This is a genomic window from Lentzea nigeriaca, assembly GCF_016907955.1.
Lineage (GTDB): Bacteria > Actinomycetota > Actinomycetes > Mycobacteriales > Pseudonocardiaceae > Lentzea > Lentzea nigeriaca.
The window spans coordinates 476,858-499,774 of record NZ_JAFBCX010000003.1 but is presented as its reverse complement, the minus strand read 5'-3'; the positions used below and the strand labels follow the sequence as shown (position 1 = coordinate 499,774).

Genomic DNA, 22,917 nt, shown 5'->3' with positions numbered 1-22,917 from the left:
ACGATCACCGGTGGGCGAAACGGGAGAGCCGCTCGATGTGATCTTGAGGACTGCCGAACAGCTGCGCGCTGCCGTGCGCCCGCTTGAAGTACAGGTGCGCGTCGTGCTCCCAGGTGATCGCGATGCCGCCGTGCAGCTGGATCATCTCGGCCGCGACCTTGTAGAACGCCTCGGAGCAGTACACCTTCGCGACGGCAGCGGACACCTCGTCCGTTGCGGCCAGCGCGGCGGATCGGGCCGTCTCCACCAGCACGTGGAGGTCGGCCATGCGGTGCTTCAACGCCTGGAACGACGCGATCGGCCGTCCGAACTGGACACGCGTCCTGGTGTACTCGACGGTGAGTTCCAATGCTCTCGCCGCCGCGCCGACCTGTTCCGCGGCCAGTGCGGCCAGGGCGATGTCGCGGATCTCGGGTGACCAGCGGCCGAGGCGGGTCGCGGGAGCGTTGGTGAGGTGGATCGTGGCGAGCCGACGGGTCTGGTCCAGCGTCGGCGTGTGCTCGCGGGTCACGCCGTACAGGTCCACCTCGTACACCCAGGCGCCGTCGCTGACCAGGAGAACCTCGGCCAGGTCGCCGTCGAGGACGTAGCGTGCGGTGCCGCCGAGGTAGTGGCTGGCGGCGTTGACCTCCGGGTAGTCGAACGCCTCGGTCGACGTGACCTCGACGGAGTCCCAGGCGAGCGTCGCGACGGCGCCGTCGGCGATCCGGCGCAGCAACCGGCCTGTGTCGTTGAACCTCAGCAGCGCTCGGGCGGCGATGGTCGAGGCCAGCAGCGGCGACGGCGTGAGGGTGCGACCCAGTTCTTCCAGCACGACACGGGTTTCCGCGAGCCCGGCGCCGGATCCGCCGTACTGCTCGGGGATCGGCAGCACGCCGATGTCGCACAACCTCGCCCACAGGTCCTTGTCGTAGCCGTCCGGGGTCTCGATCGCGGCCCTGACGTCGGAGTGCTTGGCGAGCAGGCTGCGGACGGCGTCGCGGAGTGCTTCCTGTTCCGGTGTCACAACGCCTCCAGTACGCGCGCCCGGTGCATCGAAGGACTGCCCCACGCGGTGCGCAGGGCGCGTGTCTGCAGCAGGAAACGGCCGAGCTCGTGCTCGGCGGTGTAGCCGATCGCGCCGTGCACCTGCAGTGCGGTCCTCGCAGCGGCCCAGGCGGCGTCCGAGGCGGCGACCTTGGCGGCGGAGACGTCGCGGGTCGTCATCGTGATGGCGGCGCCGAACACCAGCGGGCGGGCCAGCTCCAGTCCGATCAGGACGTCGGCGAGGTGGTGTTTGACGGCCTGGAACGAGCTGATCGGCTTGCCGAACTGGGTGCGGGCCAGCGCGTGGGCGGTGGTCATCTCCAGCATCGCGCGGCCGAGGCCCAGGAGCTGGGCGGAGCAGGTCAGGACGCCGAGGTCGAAGGCTTGGGCGGCGGGGATCCCGGTTGCGACGACGGCACCGGCGGTCAGTTCGACCAGGCGGCGAGCGGGATCCACTGAGGACAGTTCGGCGGTGGCGACCGCCTCGCGGAGGCTGTCGCCCTCGACCAGGAGGTAGTGGTCGGCCTCGACGGCGTGGGGGACGGCGGGCGGGAAGGCGACGGACCAGGTCCCGGCTCCCACCGCCGTGCCGATCGACGCGCCTGGTCCGCTCCCGGCAGCACCCACCAACGCCGGCACCACGGCCAACGTCTCGATCAGTGGCCCACCCAACGCGTGATGCCCCAACTCCTCGAACACGACCACCAGATCGACCGGGTCGGTGACCTCCGCGATTCCCACCTCGTCCAGGTCCCTCTTCCCGGCCGCGAGAAATCCGTGCAGCACCCCGGCGAAGTCCGCCTGCTCCGGCGACAGAGTCAACATCATCGCGGCAACCCCAGAATCCGCTCGGCGATCACGTTGCGCTGAATCTCGTTGGTACCGGCATAGATCGGCCCCGCGAGCGAGAACAGCCACCCGTCCCGCCATCCCGGCGCGACCTCCCCGAGCAGGTCCAGCGCGGTCTCGTGCAACGCCACGTCCAACTCCGACCAGAACACCTTCGTCACGCTCGCGGCCGGCCCGGCAGGAGGGTTGGCCAGCGACCCGAACGTGTGCAGCCGATATGCCTGCGCACCGATCCACGCGTCCACGACCCGATCACGCAACGCCGGATCGGGGTTCTTGCGGTACAGCTCCACCAGCCGACCGGCCGCGGCGACGAACCGGCCAGGACTGCGCAACGACAGCCCGCGCTCGTTCCCGGCGGTGCTCATCGCCACGCGCCAGCCGTCGCCGACGGCGCCGATCACGTCGCGGTCCGGCACGAACACGTCGTCCAGGAAGATCTCCGCGAAGCCCGGTTCGCCGTCGAGCTGGTTGATCGGACGCACGGTCACCCCGTCGGCGCGCAGGTCGAACATCAGATAGGTCAGGCCGCGATGACGCCCTTCCGCGGACGTGCGGAAAAGGCCGAACGCCCGGTCCGCGAACGCCGCCCGCGAGCTCCAGGTCTTCTGCCCGCGCAACAACCAGCCGCCTTCGCCACGAACGGCGGTGCTGCGCAACGACGCCAGGTCGGAGCCGGCCTCCGGCTCCGACCACGCCTGCGCCCACACCTCGTCACCGCGTGCCATCGGTGGCAGGATCCGCGCACGCTGCTCGTCCGTGCCGTGCGCGAACAGGGTCGGTGCCAGCAGGAAGATGCCGTTCTGCGAGACCCGGCCTGGCGCGCCCGACGCGTGGTACTCCTCCTCGAAGATCAGCCACTGCAGCAACGAGGCATCGCGGCCGCCGAACGAAGCAGGCCACGAGACCACCGACAGCCGTTCCGAGGCGAGCAGCCGTTCCCACGAGCGGTGCTCCTCGAAGCCCTCTGCGGTGTCCATTGAGGACAGTGGGCGAACGTGCGCGGCCAGCCACGACCGCACCTCGGCCTGGAACTCCAGCGTCGCGGCGTCCAGATCGAGATCCATCAGCTGGAGGCCTTCTTCATCGAACGGGCGTCCATGCCCGCCAACGCGTCGGGGCTCACCTCGGCGTTGTGGGCGTGCGCGAAGTGGTGCAGTCCGAACACCGAGTCCATGCCGGCCCGCATACCCATGAGGTCCTCGGCCTGGTTGACCGCCTTCTTGGCCAGCGCGAGCCCGAACTGCGGCATCGCCGAGATCCGCGAGGCCAGCTCGAAAACGGACGACTCCAACGAGGAGCGTGGCACGACGCGCGAGACCATGCCCCACTCGTAGGCGCGCTGGGCCGAGAAGCGGTCGCCGGTGAACAGCACCTCCTTGGCGGCACGCGGACCGAGCACCCACGGGTGGGCGAAGTACTCGACGCCGGGAATTCCCATGCGCACCACGGGATCCGCGAAGAACGCGTCCTCGGCGGCCACGATCAGGTCGCACACCCAGGCGAGCATCAGGCCACCCGCCACGCACGCGCCCTGCACCATCGCGATCGTCGGCTTGGGGATCTCCCGCCACCGCCGGCACATGCCGAGGTAGACCTCCATCTCCCGGGCGAAGCGGAGATCACCTCCGGCCCGGCCGACGTGGTCCCACCACAGCACGGCCTTGCGCTCGAACGACACGTCGACGTCCCGGCCGGGCGAGCCGATGTCGTGGCCGGCGGAGAAGTGGTCGCCGGCACCGGCCAGCACGATCACCTTGACCTCGTCGTCGTCGACGGCGCGCGTGAAGGCCTCGTCCAACGCGTAGGTCATCGCCGAGTTCTGCGCGTTGCGGTATTCCGGGCGGTTCATGGTCACGACGGCCACCGCGTCCCGCCGTTCGTACGAGACTGTCACGCGTTCTCCTTGCGCAGTAGGTTTTTCATGACCTTGCCGCCGGCGTTGCGGGGGAGCGCGGGGTGGAACTCGACGGCCCGCGGCACCTTGTAGTTGGCCAGCCGTTCCCGGCAGAACTCGATCACCCCGGCCTCGGTCAGCTCGAACCCCGGCGACGTCACGACGTGCGCGACGCCGACCTCGCCCAGCCGTTCGTCGAACACGCCGACCACGGCCGACTCGGCGACTCCCGGCAGCCGGGCCAGCGCCTGCTCGATCTCCGCGGGGTAGACGTTGAACCCGCCGCAGATGTACATGTCCTTGAGCCGGTCGGTGATCGAGAGGTAGCCGCGTTCGTCGACGCGCCCGACATCGCCCGTGTGCAGCCACCCGTCCGCGTCGATGGCCGCCGCGGTCGCGTCCGGGTCGTCGAGGTAGCCGAGCATCACGTTCGGGCCGCGCAGCAGCACCTCGTCCTTCTCACCCAGCCGGAGCTCGAAGTCCGCCATCGGCCGCCCGCACGTGTGCGCGACGGTCTCGGGGGAGTCGTCGGGACGGCACATCGTGGCCACCACGGCCTCGGTGAGCCCGTACGCCGTGAGCACCGTCGAGAACGACAGCTCCGACTGCATCCGCTCGACGAGCGCCACCGGAACCACGGCCGCGCCCGTCACCGCGAGCCGCAGACTCGACAGGTCGTACGACCCGCGATCCGGGTGGTCGAGCAACGACTGGTAGATCGTCGGCGGGCCGGGCAGCACGGTGATGCGTTCCCGCTCGATCAGCCGCATCGTCTCGGCGACGTCGAACACCCGCTGCGGCACGATCGTCGCGCCCCGCAGCAGGCTGGCGAGAATCCCCGCCTTGTAGCCGAAGGTGTGGAAGAACGGGTTGACGATCAGATACCGGTCGCTCGACGACAGCTCGCCGCACGTCGCCCACGCCTCGGCCACCCCGAGCGACTGCCGGTGCGCGCTCATCGCGCCCTTGCTGCGCCCCGTCGTGCCCGATGTGTACATGACGTCGCAGAGCTGGTCCGGATCGAGCGACGGCAGGTTCGTCGCCCAGTCGACCCAGTCGGCGGGCAGTCGCACGATGATCTCGGGCAGGTCCTCGCCGCGCAGCTCGGCGAGCCGGTCGCGGCCGAGGAACTCGCCCTCCACGACGAACGCGCGCGCCTTGCTGCGCCGCAGCACGTCGAGCGTCTCGGTCGCGGTGAACCGGGTGTTGATCGGCACCAGCGCGGCGCCCGCGTGCAACGCGCCGAGCGCCGCGACCACCCAGTGCCGCGAGTTCGGTGCGCACAGCGCGACCCGGTCGCCCGGCTGCACACCCATCCCGACGAGTGCGCGCGCCGCGGTGTGCACCTGCGCCCGCAGCTCGGTGTAGGTGAGGCGAACGTCCCCGTCCACCAACGCTTCCGCGCCGCCGAAGAGCGAAGCAGCGCGGTCGAGCACCGCTGAAACCGTTTGCCTGCTTGGATCGCCGCCCATCACGTCCTCCAAAGCAAGTGCTTGGTAGGTTAGAGTATGGCCCATGGAGTCCTTCCGGCGCGAGGTGCGGGAATGGTTGTCCGCCAACCTCGTCGGTGAGTTCGCGGAGCTGCGCGGCCTGGGCGGTCCCGGTCGCGAGCACGAGGCGTTCGAGGGACGGCTGCGATGGCACCGGCACCTGGCGGCACACGGGTGGACGTGCCTCGGCTGGCCCGGCGAGCGGAGCGTGGAGGAGCAGGTCGTCTTCCACGAGGAGTACGCGGAGGCCGACGCGCCCGCGAAGGTCGACATCGTGGGCGAGGGGCTGCTCGGTCCGACGCTCATCGCGTTCGGTACTCCGGAGCAGAAAGAACGCTTCCTGCCCAAGATCCGCAGCCTCGACGAGCTGTGGTGCCAGGGCTACTCCGAGCCGGGCGCGGGCTCCGATCTCGCGTCCGTCCAGACGAGGGCCAGGCTCGACGGCGACCAGTGGGTGATCGACGGCCAGAAGATCTGGACGTCGAACGCGCACCACTCGGACTGGATCTTCGTCCTGTGCCGCACGGAACCGGGATCGCAACGCCACCAGGGCCTGTCGTACCTGCTCGTCCCGATGCACCAGGCCGGTGTCGAGGTCCGGCCGATCCGCCAGCTGACCGGCACGTCCGAGTTCAACGAGGTCTTCTTCGACGGCGCGGTCACCGCCCGCGAGAACGTCGTCGGGCAGCCGGGCGAAGGCTGGAAGGTCGCCATGGCCACGCTCGGCTTCGAACGCGGCACGGCGATGCTCGGCCACCAGGTCGGCTTCCGCCGGGAACTCGACGCGATCATGGCCGACGCTCCCGATCGCATGCGGGAGAAGCTCACCAGGGCGTGGCTCGAACTCCACGTCATGCGCTCACACACGTTGCGCACCCTCAACGACGAACCAGGTCCGGAGGCGTCCGTGCTGAAGCTGTTCTGGGGCGGCTGGCATCGCAGGCTCGGTGAGCTCGCGATGGAGTCGCTCGGCCCTGAGGCGATGCTCGACGGCACCGCGTGGCGGCGGATGTTCCTGTTCAGCCGCGCGGAGACGATCTACGGCGGCTCGGACGAGATCCAGCGCGAGATCATCGCCCACCGCGTCCTGGGGTTGCCGCGATGACCGGCCACGACCTGCTCAAGGGCAAAGTCGTCGTCGTGACCGCGGCGGCGGGCACGGGCATCGGTTCCGCCACCGCGAAACGCTGCCTCGAAGAAGGCGCCACGGTGGTGATCAGCGACTGGCACGAGCGCCGGTTGAATGAGACCCACGAGGCGATCGGCGCGGATCACGCCATCCCGTGCGACGTCACGAACGAGCAGCAGGTGCAGACGCTCGTTGACGAAACAGTCGCGCGCTACGGCCGCATCGACGTGATGGTCAACAACGCGGGCCTCGGTGGAGAGAAGTCCGTCGTGGACATGACCGACGACGAGTGGTCGCGCGTGCTGGACGTGACGTTGAACGGCACGTTCCGCTGCACCAGGGCCGTGTTGCGCCAAATGGTCGCCCAACGAAGCGGTGTTGTCGTTAACAACTCGAGCGTCGTCGGCTGGCGCGCCCAGCGCGGCCAGGCCCACTACGCGGCGGCGAAGGCAGGAGTCATGGCGCTCACCCGGTGCGCCGCGATGGACGTGGCCGAGCACGGCATCCGGGTGAACGCGGTGGCGCCGAGCTTGGCGGCGCACCCGTTCCTGGCCAAGGTCACCAGTGAGGAGTTGCTGACCGAACTGGCGTCCCGCGAGGCTTTCGGGCGCGCCGCCGAGCCGTGGGAGGTCGCGAATGTGATCGTGTTCCTCGCCAGCGACTACTCGTCCTACCTGACGGGCGAGGTCGTCTCGGTGAGCAGTCAGCACCCATGAGGAAGGAAAGACCGATGAGCAACCGCAGGACGGAGCTGCTGGAGCTCGCCGCACGGATGTTCGCCGAACGTGGGTACGGGCAGACCACGGTCAGGGACATCGCGGACGCGGCGGGCATCCTGTCCGGCAGCCTCTACCACCACTTCGACTCGAAGGAGTCGATGGTGGACGAGATCCTGCGGACCTTCCTCGACGAGCTGTTCAGCAGGTACCGGGAGATCGTCGACGCCGGCCTCGGGCCGAAGCAGACGCTGAAGGCGCTGGTCGTGGCGTCGTTCGAGGCGATCGACACCCGGCACGCCGAGGTCGCGATCTACCAGAACGAGTCCAAGCACCTCATGCCGCTGGAGCGGTTCTCGTACCTGGACGACCGCAACGTGGAGTTCCGCAAGCTCTGGACGGTGCTGCTGGAGGAGGGCATCGGCGCGGGCGTGTTCCGCGCCGATCTCGACGTGGATCTCGCCTACCGGTTCATCCGCGACACGGTGTGGGTGGCCGTGCGCTGGTACCGGCCGGGCGGCGGACTGTCCGCGGACGCCGTGGCAGACCAGTACCTCGCGATCCTGCTCGACGGCATCGCCACGGGACGCCGTAAGAACTCGAAGACCTAGAAGGAGGGCCCTCGTGGCCGAGGCGTACATCATCGAGGCTGTGCGGACTCCGGCGGGTCGGCGTGGAGGCGAGCTGAGCCACGTGCATCCCGCCGATCTCGGTGCACACGTGATCACCGCGCTGCTCAACCGCGTCGACGTCGACCCGACGGACGTGGACGACGTGATCTTCGGCTGCGTGGACACGGTCGGGCCGCAGGCGGGTGACATCGCGCGGACGTCCTGGCTGGCGGCGGGTTTCCCGGAGCAGGTGCCGGGCGTGACGGTCGACCGGCAGTGCGGGTCGAGCCAGCAGGCGCTGCACTTCGCGGCGCAGGCGGTGATGAGCGGGACGGCCGATGTGATCGTCGCCGGTGGCGTGCAGAACATGTCGCAGGTGCCGATCAGCTCGGCCATGACGGTCAGCCCGTTCGAGGGCTGTGAGGGCTGGCAGCACCGGTACGGCGACGAGGAGGTCAACCAGTTCCGCGCCGCCGACCTGATCGCCGTGCGGTGGGACCTCTCCCGGCGCGAGATGGAGGAATACGCGCTGCAGAGCCATCTCCGGGCGATCACCGCGATCAAGGAGGGCAGGTTCGACCGGGAGATCGCGCCGGTCGACGGTGTGGTGCACGACGAGTGCCCGCGCCCGGACACGAGTGCGGAGAAGATGGCCGCGCTGCAACCGCTGCGGCCGGGCGGGCGGACGACGGCCGCGTTGTCCTCGCAGATCTCCGACGGCGCTTCGGCGGTTCTCGTCGTGTCGGAGCGGGCGTTGCGTGAACGGAAGCTGACGCCGCGAGCTCGGGTGCACCACCTCTCCGCTCGCGGGTCCGACCCGATCTACATGCTGACCGCGCCGATCCGCGCCACCCGGTTCGCGTTGGAACGAGCCGGGATGTCCATTTCGGACATCGACCTGTTCGAGATCAACGAGGCGTTCGCGTCCGTTCCGCTGGCGTGGGCCAAGGAGTTGCGCGTGGACCTGGCGAAGGTCAACGTCAACGGGGGAGCGCTCGCTCTCGGTCATCCCATCGGCGCGACCGGCACCAAGCTCTTCACGACGTTGCTGCACGAACTGGAGCGGTCCGGCGGCCGTTATGGGCTCCAGACCATGTGCGAGGGCGGCGGTCAGGCGAACGTGACGATCATCGAACGTCTTTGAGCCGGTCGATGATCGCCTCGGCGTCCTCGACGATGCCGGTGATCAGCTCTTCGCACGTCGGCAGGTCGCCGAGGAGACCGGCGACCTGACCCGACGCGAGCACACCCGCGTCTGTCCTGCCCTCGACCAGACCGGCGCGCAGCAGCATCGGCGTGTTCGCGGCCATGATCACCTGCGACCAGGTGAGATCCTTGCCGTGCCGCAGGGCCAGGCCCTCGCGGATCATCGCGCGCCAGGTCAGCCCGGTGTGCCGGCGGAACCTGGCCGCGTTCGTGATCGCGCGCACCAGACTGCTGACTTTCCCCGACTGCTCCAGGTGGTTCACGAGGTCGGTGCGCAGAACTCGGTGCGGCAGACCGTCGACGCGGGTGGTCACGACCGTGCCGTTCAGATCTCGTTGCAGGTAGGCCTGTTTGACCGCGTCGGGAACCGTGCTCTCCTGGGTGAGCAGGAACCTCGTGCCCATCGCGATTCCGGCCGCGCCGTACGCGAGCGCCGCCGCGAGCCCTCTGCCGTCGAAGAAGCCGCCCGCGGCGATCACCGGGATGTCGACGGCGTCCAGCACGCTCGGGAGCAGCAGGGTCGTCGCCACGCCGCCGGTGTGGCCGCCGCCCTCGCCGCCCTGCACGATCACCGCGTGCGCGCCCCACTTCGCGACCTTCTCCGCGTGCCTGGCCGCGCCGATCGACGGGATCACGACGACGCCGGCGTCGTTCAGCTTCGCGATCATGTCCGGTTTCGGGGCCAGCGCGAAGGAAGCGACCTTGACCTGTTCGCGGATCAGCAGGTCGACCCGGTCCGCCGCGTCCTGGGCGTCGGCTCTCAGGTTGACGCCGAACGGTTGTGCCGTCCGGGAGCGGGTCTCCTTGATGGCGGCTTCGAGTTCGGCGTAGGTCATCGTGGCCGACGCGAGGATGCCGAGCCCGCCCGCTTCCGCGGTCGCGGAGACGAGGCGTGGCCCGGCGACCCAGCCCATCCCGGTCTGCACCACGGGATGGCGGACGCCGACGAGCTCGGTCAGCGCGGTCCTCATGCCGGGACTTCCTTGTCGCGCTTGCCGTCCGGGTCGAGCACGGTGCGGATCAGGTCGAGCTCCTCGTCGGTGGGCAGCCGGGTTTCGGCGACGTCGTCGGCCACGAGCGGGAACGACGTCTGCTTCTGGACCTCGTCGATCGAGACACCGGGATGCACCGAGAGGATGCGCATCGAGTGGTCGGGGGTGTCGAAGCCGAGCACGGCCAGGTTCGTGACGACGCGATGGACGTCGTGGAACGGGCCCACGGCGTGGTCGTAGCCGACGCCGGAGACCACGTCGACGGCCTCGACCAGCACGCGTGGGCTGTGCCGCGGCACCCAGTAGCTGGTGCGGTGGTTGATCGTGTTGCCGGGCGCTCCGCGGAAGCCGAGCAGCTGGCGGGTTGGCCTCGCGTGGTCGCCGATCGCGGAGATGTTCTGGTTGCCGAACCTGTCGACCTGGTTCGCGCCCATCACGACGTGCCGGCGGCCGTGCGCGACGACGTCGAACACCTTCCGGTACGGCAGCCATCCCTCCACAGTGGACCCCGGAGTGAGCAGGAAGGCCTCGCCGTCGCTCAGCAGCAGGTCGGGCTCTGTGGTGAGGCGGGCGAGTTTCGCGCCGAGGGACGGGATGAGCCCCATCGGGCTGGCGAGCGTCTCACCGGCGCCCAGGAACAGGTCCGCGCAGGCCGTGACGCAGATCTCGGCCCTGGTGATGTCGCTCATCCCAGCAACCTCTCGTAGAAGTCCGGCCATTTCTCCAGGTCGGCGGCGGCTTCGGCGTACTCGCGCTGGAGCTTCTCGTCGCGGGGGTAGTCGGGGACGCAGCTCGTGAACCCCGCGCCACCTGGTGCTTCCACGACGCCGTCGACCATCATCCGGTTGAGCAGCAACGTCTGCGGCGGCCCGTCGAACGTCTCCACGATCCGCTCGCACGAGACGTAACGCCGGTCCGCGGCGAGGCAGAAGAGGTCGTCGAAGTACGGGTCGGGCCCGAGGTACTGGGCGTTGCCGTGCCGGTCCGCGCGGTTGAGGTGCACCAGTGCGACATCGAGCTTCAGCGCGGGCATCGCGACCAGCTCTTCGCCGTCGTCATAGGGCGAACGGACGGTCTTGATCCCGGGCGCGTACTTGAGCACGTCCGAGCCCAGGCCCGCCCTGATCGGCAGGAACGGCAACCGGTGCCCGGCAGCCCTGAGCCCCGCCTGGAACATGCCCTCGTCCAGCTCCAGCACCTCGATCCCACCGGCCTCGCGGACCCGTTTGAACCACGGGTCGTACGGGATGGTGTCGAGCGAGACGAACCCGTAGACCAACCGGCGGACCTTGCCCGCCGCGCACAGCAGTCCGACGTCGGGGCCGCCGTAGGTGACCACTTCGAGGTCTTTGAGATCCGTCCGGAGAATCGCCTGGACCAGGGCCATCGGCTTGCGCCGCGAGCCCCAGCCGCCGATGCCGACGGTCATGCCGTCCTTGATTCCGGCAACGGCCTCGTCAGCTGTCATTCGCTTGTCGCGCATGGTTTCCGTCCAGGAAGGCCTGCCGGGCGTGATCCGACACGCCGGTGAGGTTCAGCTCGAAGGTGAAGCCCTGCTCGTAGCGGTAGCTCGTGTGCACGCGCTGCGGGTCGATGCCGTTGATCGCCTCCTTGGCCGCGCGGATCACCGTCGGGTCCTTCTTGGCGATCTCCTTGGCGACCTCGCGGGCCGCCTCGTCGAGCTGCTCGCGCGGCACGACCTCGTAGACGCTGCCGTGGTGCAGCAGCGTCCGCGCGCTGACGTTGCGGGCCGTGTAGTACAGCGTCCGCATCAGGTGCTGCGGCACGAGCCTGGCCAGGTGCGTCGCGGCGCCGAGAGCGCCCCGGTCGACCTCGGGGAGGCCGAACGTGGCGTCGTCGGACGCGACGATGATGTCCGCGTTGCCGACCAGCCCGATGCCGCCGCCGAGGCAGAACCCGTTGACCGCGGCGACGACCGGCACCTCGCAGTCGTACACGGCCGCGAAAGCCTTGGCGCAGCCCCTGTTCGCGGCGATCAGGGCGTCGTAACCGGGCGTGCGCTGGAGTTCCTTGATGTCGACACCCGCGCAGAACCCCCTGCCCTCGGCCCTGAGGATCACGACCCGTGCCTCCGGATCCCTGCCCGCGTAGGTGATCGTCTCGGCCAGCTCGAACCAGCCGCGCGCGGGGATGGCGTTGACAGGAGGGAAGTCGACCGTCACCTCGATGATGCCGTTTTCGGTGTGGCTGCTGGAGATTCCCACGGCGCCGCCTTCCGAACCAAGCGATTGCTTGGTAATTTAGCAGCGCCGGAGCGACCGGGGTAGGTGCGGAGTGGAACTCTCCCTCGACGGAAGCGTCGTCCTCGTGACGGGCGGCGTGCGGGGTGTCGGACTCGGGATCACCCGCGCGTTCCTGTCGGCTGGTGCGACGGTCGTGACCTGTGCGCGGCGTCCCGCTTCCGTGCCCGGTGCGTCGTTCGTGCAGTGCGACGTCCGGGACGTTTCGCAGGTTTCGGAGCTGATCTCCGGGATCGTCTCGCGGTTCGGGCGGCTGGACGTGCTGGTGAACAACGCCGGCGGGGCGCCGTTCGCGTTGGCGGACCAGGCCTCGCCGCGGTTCCACCAGAAGATCGTGGAGCTGAACCTGCTGGCGCCACTGCTGGTGTCGCAGGCCGCGTACTCGGTGATGTCCAGTGGCTCGATCGTGATGGTCAGCAGCGTCTCCGGGCGCCGCCCGTCACCGGGCACCGCTGCGTACGGCGCCGCGAAGGCCGGGCTGGACAGCCTTACTTCGTCTTTGGCTGTCGAGTGGGCGCCGCGCGTGCGGGTCAACGCCCTGGCCGTCGGCATGGTGCGCACCGAGCAGTCCCACCTGCACTACGGCGACGAGGCCGGGATCGAAGCCGTGTCGCGCACCGTGCCGCTCGGCCGGCTCGCGTCGCCCGACGAGATCGGCGCGTGCGCGGTCTTCCTCGCCTCTCCGCTGGCTTCCTACGTCACCGGTGCGACCTTGGTCGTGCACGGCGGGGGAGAGGTGCCCGCGTTCCTGGCCGCCGCCAACACGAACGGGAGTTCTTCATGAGGTTGTGCGAGGACCGCGTCGTCATCGTCACCGGTGCCGGTCGCGGCATCGGGCGCGCGCACGCTCTGGCGTTCGCCGCGGCCGGGGCTCGGGTCGTGGTGAACGACCTGTCAGCGGAGCCTGCTTCGGAGGTGGCCGCGTTGATCGGGCCGCGTGCTGTGGTGAACACGGACGACGTGGGAACGTGGACCGGTGCCGCGCGGGTGGTGTCGGCCGCCGTGGAGACGTTCGGCGGGCTGGACGTCCTGGTCAACAACGCCGGGATCGTGCGCGACCGGATGATCGTGAGCTGCGGCGAGGACGAGTGGGACGAGGTCGTGCGCGTGCACCTCAAGGGCCACTTCGCACCACTGCACCACGCCGCCGCGTACTGGCGCGGCGTGCACAAGGCGGGTGGCGCGGTGTCGGGCCGGGTGATCAACACGTCGTCCGGCGCCGGCCTGTTCGGGAGCGTCGGCCAGGCGAACTACTCCGCGGCCAAGGCGGGAATCGCGGCGATGACCCTGGTGGCGGCGGCCGAACTGGCGCGGTACGGCGTGACGGTGAACGCGATCGCGCCGGCGGCGCGGACGCGGATGACCGAGCAGATGTTCGCCTCGACGATGGCGGCACCGGACGACGGGTTCGACGCGATGGCGCCGGAGAACGTGTCGCCGCTCGTGGTGTGGCTGGGCAGCGCGGAGGCCGCGGACGTGACCGGGCGGATGTTCGAGGTCGACGGCGGCCGGATCTGCGTGGCCCACGGCTGGCAGCGCGGGCCGGAGATCGACAAGGGGGCACGGTGGTCGCCGGACGAGCTGGGCGAGGTGGTCCGCAAGTTGGTCGCCGCCGACCACCCGGTCCCTGTTTACGGCGCCTGAAGCTTGAGCAACACACCGGCCCAGTCTTCAGATGCGTTCGATGATCGTTCCCGTGGCCAGTGCACCACCGGCGCACATGGTGATGAGGGCGGTCGTGGCGTCCCGGCGCTCCAGCTCGTGCAACGCCGTCGTGATGAGCCGCGTGCCCGTGCTGCCCACGGGGTGACCGATCGCGATCGCCCCACCGTTGACGTTGACCCGGTCGAGGTTCGGCCGGTGCACGGCGGCCCACGACAGCACGACCGACGCGAACGCCTCGTTGACCTCGAACAGGTCGATGTCGCCCATCTTCATGCCGCTGCGTTCCAGCAGCCGGGTGGTCGCGTCCACCGGGCCGTCGAGCAGGTAGTACGGGTCGGAGCCGACGAGGCACTGGGTCACGATGCGCGCGCGTGGCGTGAGGCCGTGTGCGCGCGCCCAGCCCTCGTCCACAACCATCACGGCCGACGCACCATCGGAGATCTGCGACGACGTTCCTGCCGTGTGCACGCCGTCGGGGAGAACCGGTTTCAACGCCGCCAGTGCCTCGAGTGACGTCTCCCTGAGGCCCTGGTCGGTCTCGACGAGCTCTTCGCCGACCTTCACCGGGACGACCTCGGCGGTGAACCGTCCCTCTGCCCAGGCCCGCGCCGCCCGTGTCTGCGACTGGACGCCGAACCGGTCGACCTCCTCACGCCCGATGCCACGGCGCGCGGCGACCCGTTCCGCACCGACGAACTGGTTCGGCTGGTCGATGCTCCACGAGTCGGGCCGCGGTGAGCCGGCGTCACCGATGTTGCTGCGCAACGGCACCCGGCTCATCGCCTCGACCCCGCACGCGATGCCCGCGTCGATGGCACCGGCCGCGATCAGCCCGGCGACGAGGTGCGTGGACTGCTGCGCCGACCCGCACTGGGCGTCGATCGTGGTGCAGCCGGTGGTGTGCGGCAGGCCCGCGTGCAGCCAGGCGGTCCTGGCGATGTTGTTGGACTGCTCGCCCGCCTGGGTGACGGTGCCGCCGATGACTTGTTCGACAGTGGACGGATCGACACCGGTCCTGTCAAGCAAACCCCGTTGCGCCGCACCGAGGAGCTCGGCGGCGTGCAGCCCTGACAACCAGCCGTTGCGCCTGCCGATGGGCGTGCGCACCGCTCCCACGATCACCGGACTGCCCACGCGAGCCTCCTAGAAACTAGAACACGTTCCTGTGCATGACCAGATTGGCTGCCTGGGGGCTTCAACACAAGGCGCAACCGTGTTTGAATCAGGTAGAACGTGTTACATCAAGGAGGTGGCCTCCGTGGGCAAGCCGCGCATCCCTGAGGGCTTCGACTTCACCGACCCCGACATGTACGCGAAACGCTTACCCCTGGAGGAGTTCGCCGAACTGCGCCAGACCGCACCGATCTGGTGGAACTCCCACCCGACCGGCCAGGGCGGCTTCGAGGACGACGGCTTCTGGGTGGTGACCAAACACGCCGACGTCAAGGAGGTCTCCCGCCGCAGCGACATCTACTCGAGCTGGGAGAACACGGCGATCATCCGCTTCGCCGAAGGCATGACCCGCGACCGCATCGAGATGCAGCGCCTCCTCCTGCTCAACATGGACCCACCGTTCCACACCAAGCAACGCGGCATCATCTCCCGCGGCTTCACTCCGAAGTCGATCAACGCCCTGCGCGACGCCCTGAGCGCGCGAGCCGAGAAGATCGTCGCCGAGGCCGTCGCCAAGGGCCAGGGCGACTTCGTGACGGACGTGGCCTGCGAACTCCCGCTGCAGGCGATCGCGGAACTCATCGGCATCCCGCAGGAAGACCGTCGCAAGATCTTCGACTGGTCGAACCAGATGATCTCCTACGACGACCCCGAGTTCGAGGGCGACCCGATGGCCGCGGCCACCGAACTCCTCGGCTACTCGTGGACGATGGCCGAGGACCGGCGCGCGTGCCCGCGCGCGGACATCGTCACGAAGCTGGTACAGGCCGATGTGGACGGTGCCGGCCTGGCGTCCGAGGAGTTCGGGTTCTTCGTGCTGCTGCTGGCCGTCGCGGGGAACGAGACCACTCGTAACGCGATCACCCACGGGATGAAGGCGTTCTTCGATCATCCTGAGCAGTGGGAGCTGTTCAAGGCCGAGCGACCGGCTACCGCTGCTGATGAGATCGTCCGGTTCGCCACGCCTGTCGTGGTGTTTCAGCGGACGGCCACACAGGACACCGAGTTGAGCGGGGTGGAGATCAAGAAGGGGCAGCGGGTCGGGCTGTTCTACTCGTCTGCGAACTTCGACGAGGAAGTGTTCGAGGAGCCTGGGCGGTTCGACATCACTCGGGATCCCAACCCGCATCTCGGGTTCGGCGGGAGTGGGGCGCACTTCTGCATCGGGGCCAACTTGGCTCGGTTGGAGATTGATCTGATCTTCAACGCCATTGCTGACCACATGCCTGGGATTCGGCAGGTGGCTGAGCCTCGGCGGTTGCGGTCCGGGTGGTTGAACGGGATCAAGGACTTTCAGGTGCAGTATTCGTAGGCGGTTGCGTGGGCCGTTGACGAGCCGGGTCATTTCATCGCCGCTTCGCGACGATTGCGATTGGCGCTTGACTTCGGGGCCCTTGCGAGGCGCTGGTCGGCCTCTAAAAGCCGGGCAGGTAAAGCGCCCGGCCGATCCGAACAGGGTAGCACCTCGCACCCAAAGTCAAGCGCCAATCGCGAGCGTGCGTGGTTGCGTTAGGCGGTCGGGTTCCGGAAATTACCGCTTCCCATCGCGGCATTAGGTGTGTACGGGCTCGCTTCGCATTGCCATAGTGGGATCGGTTCTTGTCTTCGTCTTTGCCGATGCCGCTGCTGGCCGTCCCGCGTTTTGGGCATGGTTGTGCCACGGCCGTGGTGGTGCTGCACGGCCGTGGCGGTGGAGGTGGTGGTGGGGTCCGCTCGCGTCTCTCGTGGTCGGGGTTAGGCGGCGGTGTGGAGCTGGTTGTGTCTGGGTCTGCGTTCGGGGTCGAGCCAGGCGGGCGGGTAGAAGACCGGCATGCCGTGTTCGATGGTGACGTCCCAGCCGCTGCGGTGGATCAGGGTGTGGTGGTGGCGGCACAGCAGGACGCCGTTGTCGAGGGAGGTGTCGCCGCCGTCGGCCCAGTGCTGGATGTGGTGGGCGTCGCAGTGTTTCGGCGGACGCCCACAACCCGGGAACGCGCAGCCGTGGTCGCGGGCGACCAGGGCGCGGCGGATGCCGGAGGTGAACAGGCGGGACCGGCGGCCGACATTGAGCGGCTGGGAGCGGCTGCCCAGCACGATCGGGAGGATCCCGGCGCTGCAGGCGAGCTGGCGGACCTGGTCGGCGGGGAGGTGTACGCCGTTGTCCAGCGTCGCCGCCCCGGCCTGCTCGGCCAGGTCGTCGTAGTCCACGGTCACCGTCAGCGCGACCGCTTCGCCGCCGTGCTCGGGCAGCACGTCCGCGCGCAACACCAGATCGAGCAGCTCGGCCAGGGCGTCGCCCTGCCGCTCGTCCAGCGTGCGCGGGTCGGGGCCTTCGGCGGTGGCGGGGCGGGGTTTGGCCAGCGGGCCCAGCGCCGCCATCAACGTCGCGCCGGTCACCGGGTCCATCGTCCCCGAGTACTTCACCACCCCGTCCTTGGTCTGGCGCAGTGTGAGCCGGTTACGGGAGCAGGCGGGCTCGGGCTGGGGGTCTGTGGGTTCGGGGTCGTTCTGGAACAACCCGTAGATCAGCTTCTTGCCCAGGGCACGGACCAGGGTGGGCTCGAACTGGCGGGCGTAGTCCACCAGTTGCGCCTCACGGTCGGCGGGCAGGGTCTGCATCGCCTCGGCGACCACCGCGACGTGGTCGATCGACAGGGCGCCCTCGGCGGCGGCCGTGGCGGTGATCGGGAGCCGGGCGGTGATCTCGCTGCCGGTCGGGGTGATCTCACCGCTCAGCTTCGCGGCCTGTTCGACCCACCGTGTGGCGGTGTTCTTGTCCCAGCGGACCGCGTCGCGCAGCACGAGCGGAAGGTTTTTGTAGCCGAGTTCGGTGGCGGCGCCGCGCCGGTTCAACTCGGCGATTTTCTGCATGATCGCATAATCGCGGGCCCGGGATTCCGTCACCTCGTCGACGATGCCGCGCAGCAGCTCGCCGGTGGAGAGGAGGGGAAGGCTGGGGTCGCTCACGTGTTCTAATTTACCGCAAGATCACGTGAATATCGGGGTCGAAAATGAACACCATCGAGTGAATCGCCAGCTCCAGACTGGCGTGGCGAAGCGGAGCGAGCCGGACAGGGCAATGCAAAACCGGGAAGCGGTAATTTCCGGAACCCGACCGCACAAACTCAACCACGTACGCACCGCGATTGGTGCTTGACTTTGGGTGCGAGGTGCTACCGTGTTCGGATCGGCCGGGCGCTTTACATGCCCGGCTTTTTGAGGCCGACCAGCGCCTCGCAAGGGCCCCGAAGTCAAGCGCCAATCGCAATCGTCGCGAAGCGGCGATGTCGAAACCAACGCTCGTCAAGGCCCGCGCAAGCACGCTGGAACCGCAACGGAACCCGCACTGGTGACCCCTCCGCTGGAACCGCAACCGACGGTGCCAACCGGACCAGCCCGCCCAAGCCGGACCAGCCCGCCCAAGCCGGACCAGCGAGCAAGCCCGAATCAGGGTTCGGCGCGGAACGTGGCCATCGCGCGTTCGGTTTCCCAGAAGGCGCGCATCGAGCGGATCAGGCCGTCCTCGCCCACGTTGTAGACGAAGACGCCCTCGGTGTCCACGCGGGCGCCGCCGGGCAGGAAGGCGGTGATGACGCCTACGTTGGCGCACTCGGAGCCGGCGGCGAAGGAGTCGTGCATCGCGAACTCGAAGCGTTCGACGTTGGCGATGGCCAGGTCCCAGAAGGCGGCGATGGCCTCCTTGCCGTGGTGGCCCTTGCCTTCCGCGTCGAACATCGACGGGCCCACCGGGTCTTCCACCACGGCGTCTTCGGCGAACAGGGCCAGCCACTCGTCTTTCGCGCCGCGGGTCACGGCGTCCATGGAGCGCCAGGAGGCCACGCGGGCCGGGGTTTCGGTGCGGGAGGCGTTCCATGTCACGGCGGTCATGCGAACTCTCCGATCACCTCGTCGGCGAAGCGCCGAAGGCCGTCCTTCTTGGCTTCCAGGCTGCCGTCGAAGCCGACGCCGTAGAACAGCCAGGGAACTACGATCACGTCGGTCACGCCGATCTCGTCGAGCTGGCGGTAGCCGTCCAGGCCGAAGCGGTCGATGCACACGGCCTGGATTTCGAACGGGCGCTCGAAGGCGCCCAGGTCCGCGAGCTGGGAGATGACCGAGCGAAGGTCCGCGAACTTGATCATGGCGGACGTCCAGCCGTCGCCTACCCGTGCGGCGCGCTTCAACGCGGCAGGGGAGTGGCCGCCCACGTAGAACGGGACGGGGGCAGACGGAGCCGGCGACATCTGGAGGCGGTCGAAGTCGAAGTATTTGCCGTGGTACTCGACCATGCCGCCGGCCAGGACGAGTTTCAGGATGTCGATCATCTCGTCGACGCGGGGGCCGCGGTTCTTGTACGGAGCGCCGCACCACTCGAACTCTTCCGGGGACCAGCCGAGGCCCACGCCCAGGCCGAAGCGGTTGTCGGTCAGGTGGGCGACCGAGCCGATCTGGCGGGCCAGGAGCAGCGGGTTGCGGGAGCCCAGTTTCAGGACCTGGGTGTAGAAGTGGATGCGGGACGTCACGGCGCCCATTGCCGCGGCGGCCACGAACGGGTCCACCCACGGGGTTTCGGCGTTCCACATGCGGGAGCCGTCCGGGGTGTAGGGGTAGTCGGCGGAGACCTTTTCGGAGAAGAACAGGGAGTCCGGCAGGGCGATGGAGGCGTAGCCGCACTCCTCGGCACATTGGGCCAGTTCGGTCAGCTGGTCGAGTGGGCTCATGGCGATGCCGACGGTGAACTTCATGGCGTCTCCGATCCGACTACCCACATGGCGAAGAACTGCGAACCGCCGCCGTAGGCGTGTCCCAACGCGACTCTTGCGCCGTCCACCTGGTGGTCGCCGGCCGTACCCATGACCTGCATCGCGGCCTCGGCGAAGCGGAGGAGGCCCGAGGCGCCGATCGGGTTGGACGAGAGGACGCCGCCGCTCGGGTTCACCGGGAGGCGGCCGCCTATCTCGGTTTCGCCCGCCTCGGTGAGTTTCCAACCCTGGCCGATGTCGGTGAAGCCGAGATTTTCCAGCCACATCGGCTCGAACCAGGAGAACGGGACGTAGATCTCGGCCGCGTCCACTTCGGACAGAGGATCGGTGATCCCCGCCTGCTTCCACAACGCGCGGGCGGCGTCGCGGCCGGCCTGCGGGTTGACCTGGTCGCGCCCGGCGAACGTCGTCGGCTCGGTGCGCATCGCGGTCGCGCGGATCCACGCGGCACGACCGGACGTCGGTTCCGAAGAGATCACCACCGCGCAGGCGCCGTCCGACGAAGGACAGGTCTCGTCGTAGCGGATCGGGTCCCAGAGCATGGTGGACGCGCGGACCGACTCGACGGTGATGTCCGGCTGCTTCAAATGCGCGTACGGGTTCAAGGCGCCGTTGCGGCGGTCCTTGGCGGCGACCATCGCGCCCACGTGTTCGGGGGCGCCGGCGCGGCGGATGTAGGCGCGGACGTGCGGTGCGAAATAGCCGCCCGCGCCCGCGTGGACCGGCATGGTGAACGGGGTCGGCACGGACAGGGCCCACATCGCGTTGGACTCGGACTGCTTCTCGAACGCCACGGCCAGCACGCGGTTGTGCACGCCGGACTGGACGAGCGACGCCGCCACGTTGCCGGTGCTGCCGCCGACGGAACCCGCGGTGTGCACGCGCAGCAGCGGTTTGCCGACGGCGCCGAGCGCGTCGGCCAGGAAGAGCTCGGGCATCATCACGCCCTCGAACAGGTCCGGGGCCTTGCCCAGGACCACGGCGTCGATGTCCTGCCAGTCGACGCCCGCGTCGGCCATCGCGCGGTCGATCGCCTCGCGGCACAGGCCTGCCATCGACACGTCGAGGCGCTTTGCGGCATGGTGCGTCTGGCCGGTGCCGACCACTGCTGCCGGTCGCATCTACTCCCGCCCTTCCATCACGCAGACGAGGTTCTGTTGGAGCAGCGGGCCACTGGTGGCGTGGCCGAGCACCTTCGAGGCCGAGCCGTCGTGCACGCGCCGGGCCGCCTCGCCGATGCGAGCAAGTCCCGCCGCGAACATCGGGTTGCCGGCCAGGACGCCGCCGGACGGGTTCACCACGACGTCGTCGCCGAGCCCGAGTGCCTGGCGCAGCAGGATCTCCTGGTGGCTGAACGGCGCGTGCAGCTCCGCCACCTCGATGCCCTCGGCACCGGCCGCCTTGCCCGCGGCCACCGTGGACGGTGACGTCAGCAGATCGCGCGCACCGAACGACGGCGAGTCCACCCGGTGTTCGAAACCGGTGATCCACGCGGGCCGTTCGCAGAGCTCTCGCGCACGATCACCGGCCGCCAGCACGATCGTGGCCGCGCCGTCGGTGATCGGCGCGCAGTCGTGCCGCCGCAACGGATCCGCCACGTACGGAGTGGCCAGCAGGTCCGGGATCTCGAGGGAACCGGAGAGCTGCGCCATCGGGTTCGAGACGGCCGCGGCGCGACTCCGTGCGGCGACGGACGCCATCGCTTCCTCGTCCCAGAGCCCGGCCTCGATCCCCATCCGCGCCTGAATCCCGGCCAGGCCAACGGAATCCGGCCACAGCGGCGTCACGACGTACGGATCGAGCTGCATCGCCATCACACGGCGGAGCTGTCCGGCCGACGACTTGCCGAACCCGTACACCAAAGCGGTGTCGACCTCACCGCACAGCAGCTTCACCCAGGCTTCGTACAACGCCCAGGCCGCGTCCATCTCGACGTGCGACTCCATGATCGGTGGAAACGCGCCGATCGCGTCGACGGCGGAGACGAACGAGAACGCACGCCCCGCCAGGTAGTCCGAGGAACCCGAACACCAGAAGCCGATGTCGGACTTCGTCAGCCCGAGCGAGCCCAGCACCTCGTGGAAGATCGGCACCAGCATCTCGACACCGTTGGTGGTGCCGTCGGTCTCGCGCACGCAGGGCGTCTGCGCGAAACCGACTACGGCGATGTCCCGCATCAGGGCCTCACAGGTGCTGGGAGTAGGAGTCGAAGGGCGCGTCCGGCTCGCCGGAAGGCCTGAAGTGGTCGATGTTCTGCATCGTCGGGCCCCACTCCTGGCGCGGTTTCCACACCGCCTCCACGCGCATGCCCATCCGCACGTCCTCGGGCGCGACACCGAGCAGCAGGTGCAGGAACGGGATGTCCGCGCCGTCCAGCAGCACGTAGGCGGAGACGTAGGGAGGCGGGATGCGCTGGCCGAGGAACGGCACGTTGACCACGCAGAACGTCGTGACGGTCCCGCGGTCGGACAGCTCGATCTGGTCGGTCGTCGGCACGCCGTCCGTGGGGCATGCAGGCCGCGGCGGGAAGTAGACCTTCGAGCACGCCGGGCAGCGCTGGGCGATCAGTCGCCCCTCCATCAGCCCGCGCAGGAACGGATCCTCGGTCGGCGACGCGGAATGCGTGTAATGCAGGTGGACCGGCGTGGTCACCATCGTGACCTCGTCCGCGTCGACCGGATCGTCCGCTGGCTCGTCGGAGAGCTCGAAGCACTCGATGTCGGTGATCGCACCGACGCGCTCGGCACGCCATCGCACCCGGACCCGCGCGCCCGTGGCCATCCGGTCCGGCGAACCCGCGTCGACGGCGTGCAGCAGCGTGGTGTCGGCACCGTCGAGCTGGATGAGCGCCCACGCGAACGGCCGGTCCAGCGGTTGACCCTCCAGCGGTTCGGGGATCCACGACCACCCGCGGACGACACCGGTGGACGCCACCTCGACGAACTCCGACAACCGCTCGGCGGTCACCGGGTCGTACTCGAGCGGCGGCACGTGCACACGGCCGTCGGAACCGCGGATCCCGGTCACCTTCCGGCGGCGCAGATCCGTCAGGAACCGGCCCAGGGTCGGGCCGAGCGAGCGCGTGTAGTCGAAGCCGACGTCAAGTGGAGCACTCAGCGGCTTGGTCACAGATCAAAGTGAAACAGGTTCTCGAAATGGT

At 69.0% G+C, this 22,917-nt stretch carries 23 protein-coding genes; 7 read left to right on the top strand and 16 right to left on the bottom strand.

The genetic code is table 11. The features are described 5' to 3' along the window. Positions 1-4 precede the first annotated feature (4 nt). The 5 genes from JOD27_RS13295 to JOD27_RS13275 are packed head-to-tail and all read right to left on the bottom strand — an operon-like array spanning position 5 to position 5,244. Positions 5-1,006 (bottom strand): acyl-CoA dehydrogenase family protein, encoded by a 1,002-nt coding sequence (locus JOD27_RS13295; protein WP_204762499.1) that lies wholly within the window; start codon positions 1,004-1,006, stop codon positions 5-7. Then, on the bottom strand, positions 1,003-1,854 hold the full coding sequence (locus JOD27_RS13290; protein ID WP_204762498.1) for an acyl-CoA dehydrogenase family protein: 852 nt from the start codon (positions 1,852-1,854) through the stop codon (positions 1,003-1,005). Before JOD27_RS13290 ends, JOD27_RS13295 begins: the two co-directional genes overlap by 4 nt. Further along, complete coding sequence (locus tag JOD27_RS13285; protein WP_204762497.1) at positions 1,851-2,942, bottom strand: acyl-CoA dehydrogenase family protein; 1,092 nt, start codon at positions 2,940-2,942, stop codon at positions 1,851-1,853. The genes JOD27_RS13290 and JOD27_RS13285 overlap by 4 nt, the downstream gene beginning before the upstream one ends. Next, a complete protein-coding gene (locus tag JOD27_RS13280; protein ID WP_204762496.1) occupies positions 2,942-3,772 on the bottom strand; it encodes an enoyl-CoA hydratase in 831 nt (276 codons plus the stop codon). The genes JOD27_RS13285 and JOD27_RS13280 overlap by 1 nt, the downstream gene beginning before the upstream one ends. Continuing rightward, positions 3,769-5,244 carry a FadD3 family acyl-CoA ligase gene (locus JOD27_RS13275; RefSeq protein WP_204762495.1) on the bottom strand — a complete coding sequence of 492 codons (1,476 nt, stop codon included), beginning with the start codon at positions 5,242-5,244 and terminating at the stop codon, positions 3,769-3,771. Before JOD27_RS13275 ends, JOD27_RS13280 begins: the two co-directional genes overlap by 4 nt. A gap of 43 nt (positions 5,245-5,287) precedes the next feature. Between JOD27_RS13275 and JOD27_RS13270 the strand changes: the two genes are divergently transcribed. The 4 genes from JOD27_RS13270 to JOD27_RS13255 are packed head-to-tail and all read left to right on the top strand — an operon-like array spanning position 5,288 to position 8,862. After that, positions 5,288-6,367, top strand: coding sequence for an acyl-CoA dehydrogenase family protein (locus JOD27_RS13270; protein WP_204762494.1), 1,080 nt, complete (start codon positions 5,288-5,290; stop codon positions 6,365-6,367). Beyond that, complete coding sequence (locus JOD27_RS13265) at positions 6,364-7,107, top strand: SDR family oxidoreductase (RefSeq protein WP_204762493.1); 744 nt, start codon at positions 6,364-6,366, stop codon at positions 7,105-7,107. The genes JOD27_RS13270 and JOD27_RS13265 overlap by 4 nt, the downstream gene beginning before the upstream one ends. Positions 7,108-7,121: 14 nt before the next feature. Continuing rightward, complete coding sequence (locus JOD27_RS13260) at positions 7,122-7,718, top strand: TetR/AcrR family transcriptional regulator (RefSeq protein WP_239566964.1); 597 nt, start codon at positions 7,122-7,124, stop codon at positions 7,716-7,718. 13 nt (positions 7,719-7,731) lie between these two features. After that, positions 7,732-8,862 carry an acetyl-CoA C-acetyltransferase gene (locus tag JOD27_RS13255; RefSeq protein WP_204762491.1) on the top strand — a complete coding sequence of 377 codons (1,131 nt, stop codon included), beginning with the start codon at positions 7,732-7,734 and terminating at the stop codon, positions 8,860-8,862. On the opposite strand, the gene JOD27_RS13250 is transcribed toward JOD27_RS13255, so the two are convergent. Genes JOD27_RS13250 through JOD27_RS13235 form a run of 4 tightly spaced genes read right to left on the bottom strand, consistent with a single transcriptional unit; the run spans position 8,846 to position 12,141 of the window. Next, positions 8,846-9,895: an NAD(P)H-dependent flavin oxidoreductase gene (locus JOD27_RS13250; RefSeq protein ID WP_204762490.1), complete on the bottom strand. Its 1,050-nt coding sequence runs from the start codon at positions 9,893-9,895 to the stop codon at positions 8,846-8,848. The two genes, JOD27_RS13255 and JOD27_RS13250, sit on opposite strands and share 17 nt — an antisense overlap. After that, positions 9,892-10,605: a CoA-transferase subunit beta gene (locus tag JOD27_RS13245; protein ID WP_204762489.1), complete on the bottom strand. Its 714-nt coding sequence runs from the start codon at positions 10,603-10,605 to the stop codon at positions 9,892-9,894. The genes JOD27_RS13250 and JOD27_RS13245 overlap by 4 nt, the downstream gene beginning before the upstream one ends. Beyond that, positions 10,602-11,399: a CoA transferase subunit A gene (locus tag JOD27_RS13240; RefSeq protein WP_204762488.1), complete on the bottom strand. Its 798-nt coding sequence runs from the start codon at positions 11,397-11,399 to the stop codon at positions 10,602-10,604. The genes JOD27_RS13245 and JOD27_RS13240 overlap by 4 nt, the downstream gene beginning before the upstream one ends. After that, positions 11,374-12,141: an enoyl-CoA hydratase family protein gene (locus tag JOD27_RS13235; protein WP_204762487.1), complete on the bottom strand. Its 768-nt coding sequence runs from the start codon at positions 12,139-12,141 to the stop codon at positions 11,374-11,376. The genes JOD27_RS13240 and JOD27_RS13235 overlap by 26 nt, the downstream gene beginning before the upstream one ends. Before the next feature lie 70 nt (positions 12,142-12,211). Here JOD27_RS13235 and JOD27_RS13230 point away from each other — a divergent pair, with 70 nt between their 5' ends. Both JOD27_RS13230 and JOD27_RS13225 read left to right on the top strand, forming a co-directional pair. Next, positions 12,212-12,961, top strand: a complete 750-nt coding sequence (locus tag JOD27_RS13230; RefSeq protein ID WP_204762486.1) for an SDR family oxidoreductase — start codon at positions 12,212-12,214, stop codon at positions 12,959-12,961. Next, positions 12,958-13,821, top strand: coding sequence for an SDR family oxidoreductase (locus tag JOD27_RS13225; RefSeq protein WP_204762485.1), 864 nt, complete (start codon positions 12,958-12,960; stop codon positions 13,819-13,821). The genes JOD27_RS13230 and JOD27_RS13225 overlap by 4 nt, the downstream gene beginning before the upstream one ends. A gap of 27 nt (positions 13,822-13,848) precedes the next feature. Here JOD27_RS13225 and JOD27_RS13220 read toward each other — a convergent pair whose 3' ends face one another. Next, positions 13,849-14,976 carry a steroid 3-ketoacyl-CoA thiolase gene (locus JOD27_RS13220; protein ID WP_204762484.1) on the bottom strand — a complete coding sequence of 376 codons (1,128 nt, stop codon included), beginning with the start codon at positions 14,974-14,976 and terminating at the stop codon, positions 13,849-13,851. A gap of 124 nt (positions 14,977-15,100) precedes the next feature. On the opposite strand from JOD27_RS13220, the gene JOD27_RS13215 reads away from it, so the two are divergent. Then, positions 15,101-16,327, top strand: coding sequence for a cytochrome P450 (locus JOD27_RS13215; protein ID WP_204762483.1), 1,227 nt, complete (start codon positions 15,101-15,103; stop codon positions 16,325-16,327). 422 nt (positions 16,328-16,749) lie between these two features. On the opposite strand, the gene JOD27_RS13210 is transcribed toward JOD27_RS13215, so the two are convergent. The 6 genes from JOD27_RS13210 to JOD27_RS13185 all read right to left on the bottom strand — a co-directional run bounded on the left by JOD27_RS13210 (position 16,750) and on the right by JOD27_RS13185 (position 22,886). Then, positions 16,750-17,961, bottom strand: coding sequence for an HNH endonuclease signature motif containing protein (locus JOD27_RS13210; RefSeq protein WP_204762482.1), 1,212 nt, complete (start codon positions 17,959-17,961; stop codon positions 16,750-16,752). A 480-nt stretch (positions 17,962-18,441) separates the two neighbouring features. Then, positions 18,442-18,882: a nuclear transport factor 2 family protein gene (locus JOD27_RS13205; protein ID WP_204762481.1), complete on the bottom strand. Its 441-nt coding sequence runs from the start codon at positions 18,880-18,882 to the stop codon at positions 18,442-18,444. Further along, a complete protein-coding gene (locus tag JOD27_RS13200; RefSeq protein ID WP_204762480.1) occupies positions 18,879-19,739 on the bottom strand; it encodes a TIGR03619 family F420-dependent LLM class oxidoreductase in 861 nt (286 codons plus the stop codon). Before JOD27_RS13200 ends, JOD27_RS13205 begins: the two co-directional genes overlap by 4 nt. Next, positions 19,736-20,878, bottom strand: a complete 1,143-nt coding sequence (locus JOD27_RS13195; RefSeq protein WP_204762479.1) for a thiolase family protein — start codon at positions 20,876-20,878, stop codon at positions 19,736-19,738. The genes JOD27_RS13200 and JOD27_RS13195 overlap by 4 nt, the downstream gene beginning before the upstream one ends. Beyond that, positions 20,879-21,934, bottom strand: coding sequence for a thiolase family protein (locus JOD27_RS13190; RefSeq protein WP_204762478.1), 1,056 nt, complete (start codon positions 21,932-21,934; stop codon positions 20,879-20,881). A 7-nt stretch (positions 21,935-21,941) separates the two neighbouring features. Further along, positions 21,942-22,886 (bottom strand): Zn-ribbon domain-containing OB-fold protein, encoded by a 945-nt coding sequence (locus JOD27_RS13185; RefSeq protein WP_204762477.1) that lies wholly within the window; start codon positions 22,884-22,886, stop codon positions 21,942-21,944. Positions 22,887-22,917: the final 31 nt, after the last annotated feature.

Excerpts from the sequence above, each read along its gene's own strand:
- JOD27_RS13290 (WP_204762498.1), bottom strand. The coding sequence starts at position 1,854 with ATGATGTTGACTCTGTCGCCGGAGCAGGCGGACTTCGCCGGGGTGCTG.
- JOD27_RS13285 (WP_204762497.1), bottom strand. The coding sequence starts at position 2,942 with ATGGATCTCGATCTGGACGCCGCGACGCTGGAGTTCCAGGCCGAGGTG.
- JOD27_RS13275 (WP_204762495.1), bottom strand. The coding sequence starts at position 5,244 with ATGGGCGGCGATCCAAGCAGGCAAACGGTTTCAGCGGTGCTCGACCGC.
- JOD27_RS13270 (WP_204762494.1), top strand. The coding sequence starts at position 5,288 with ATGGAGTCCTTCCGGCGCGAGGTGCGGGAATGGTTGTCCGCCAACCTC.
- JOD27_RS13265 (WP_204762493.1), top strand. The coding sequence starts at position 6,364 with ATGACCGGCCACGACCTGCTCAAGGGCAAAGTCGTCGTCGTGACCGCG.
- JOD27_RS13260 (WP_239566964.1), top strand. The coding sequence starts at position 7,122 with ATGAGCAACCGCAGGACGGAGCTGCTGGAGCTCGCCGCACGGATGTTC.
- JOD27_RS13250 (WP_204762490.1), bottom strand. The coding sequence starts at position 9,895 with ATGAGGACCGCGCTGACCGAGCTCGTCGGCGTCCGCCATCCCGTGGTG.
- JOD27_RS13245 (WP_204762489.1), bottom strand. The coding sequence starts at position 10,605 with ATGAGCGACATCACCAGGGCCGAGATCTGCGTCACGGCCTGCGCGGAC.
- JOD27_RS13240 (WP_204762488.1), bottom strand. The coding sequence starts at position 11,399 with ATGCGCGACAAGCGAATGACAGCTGACGAGGCCGTTGCCGGAATCAAG.
- JOD27_RS13225 (WP_204762485.1), top strand. The coding sequence starts at position 12,958 with ATGAGGTTGTGCGAGGACCGCGTCGTCATCGTCACCGGTGCCGGTCGC.
- JOD27_RS13205 (WP_204762481.1), bottom strand. The coding sequence starts at position 18,882 with ATGACCGCCGTGACATGGAACGCCTCCCGCACCGAAACCCCGGCCCGC.
- JOD27_RS13200 (WP_204762480.1), bottom strand. The coding sequence starts at position 19,739 with ATGAAGTTCACCGTCGGCATCGCCATGAGCCCACTCGACCAGCTGACC.
- JOD27_RS13195 (WP_204762479.1), bottom strand. The coding sequence starts at position 20,878 with ATGCGACCGGCAGCAGTGGTCGGCACCGGCCAGACGCACCATGCCGCA.
- JOD27_RS13190 (WP_204762478.1), bottom strand. The coding sequence starts at position 21,934 with ATGCGGGACATCGCCGTAGTCGGTTTCGCGCAGACGCCCTGCGTGCGC.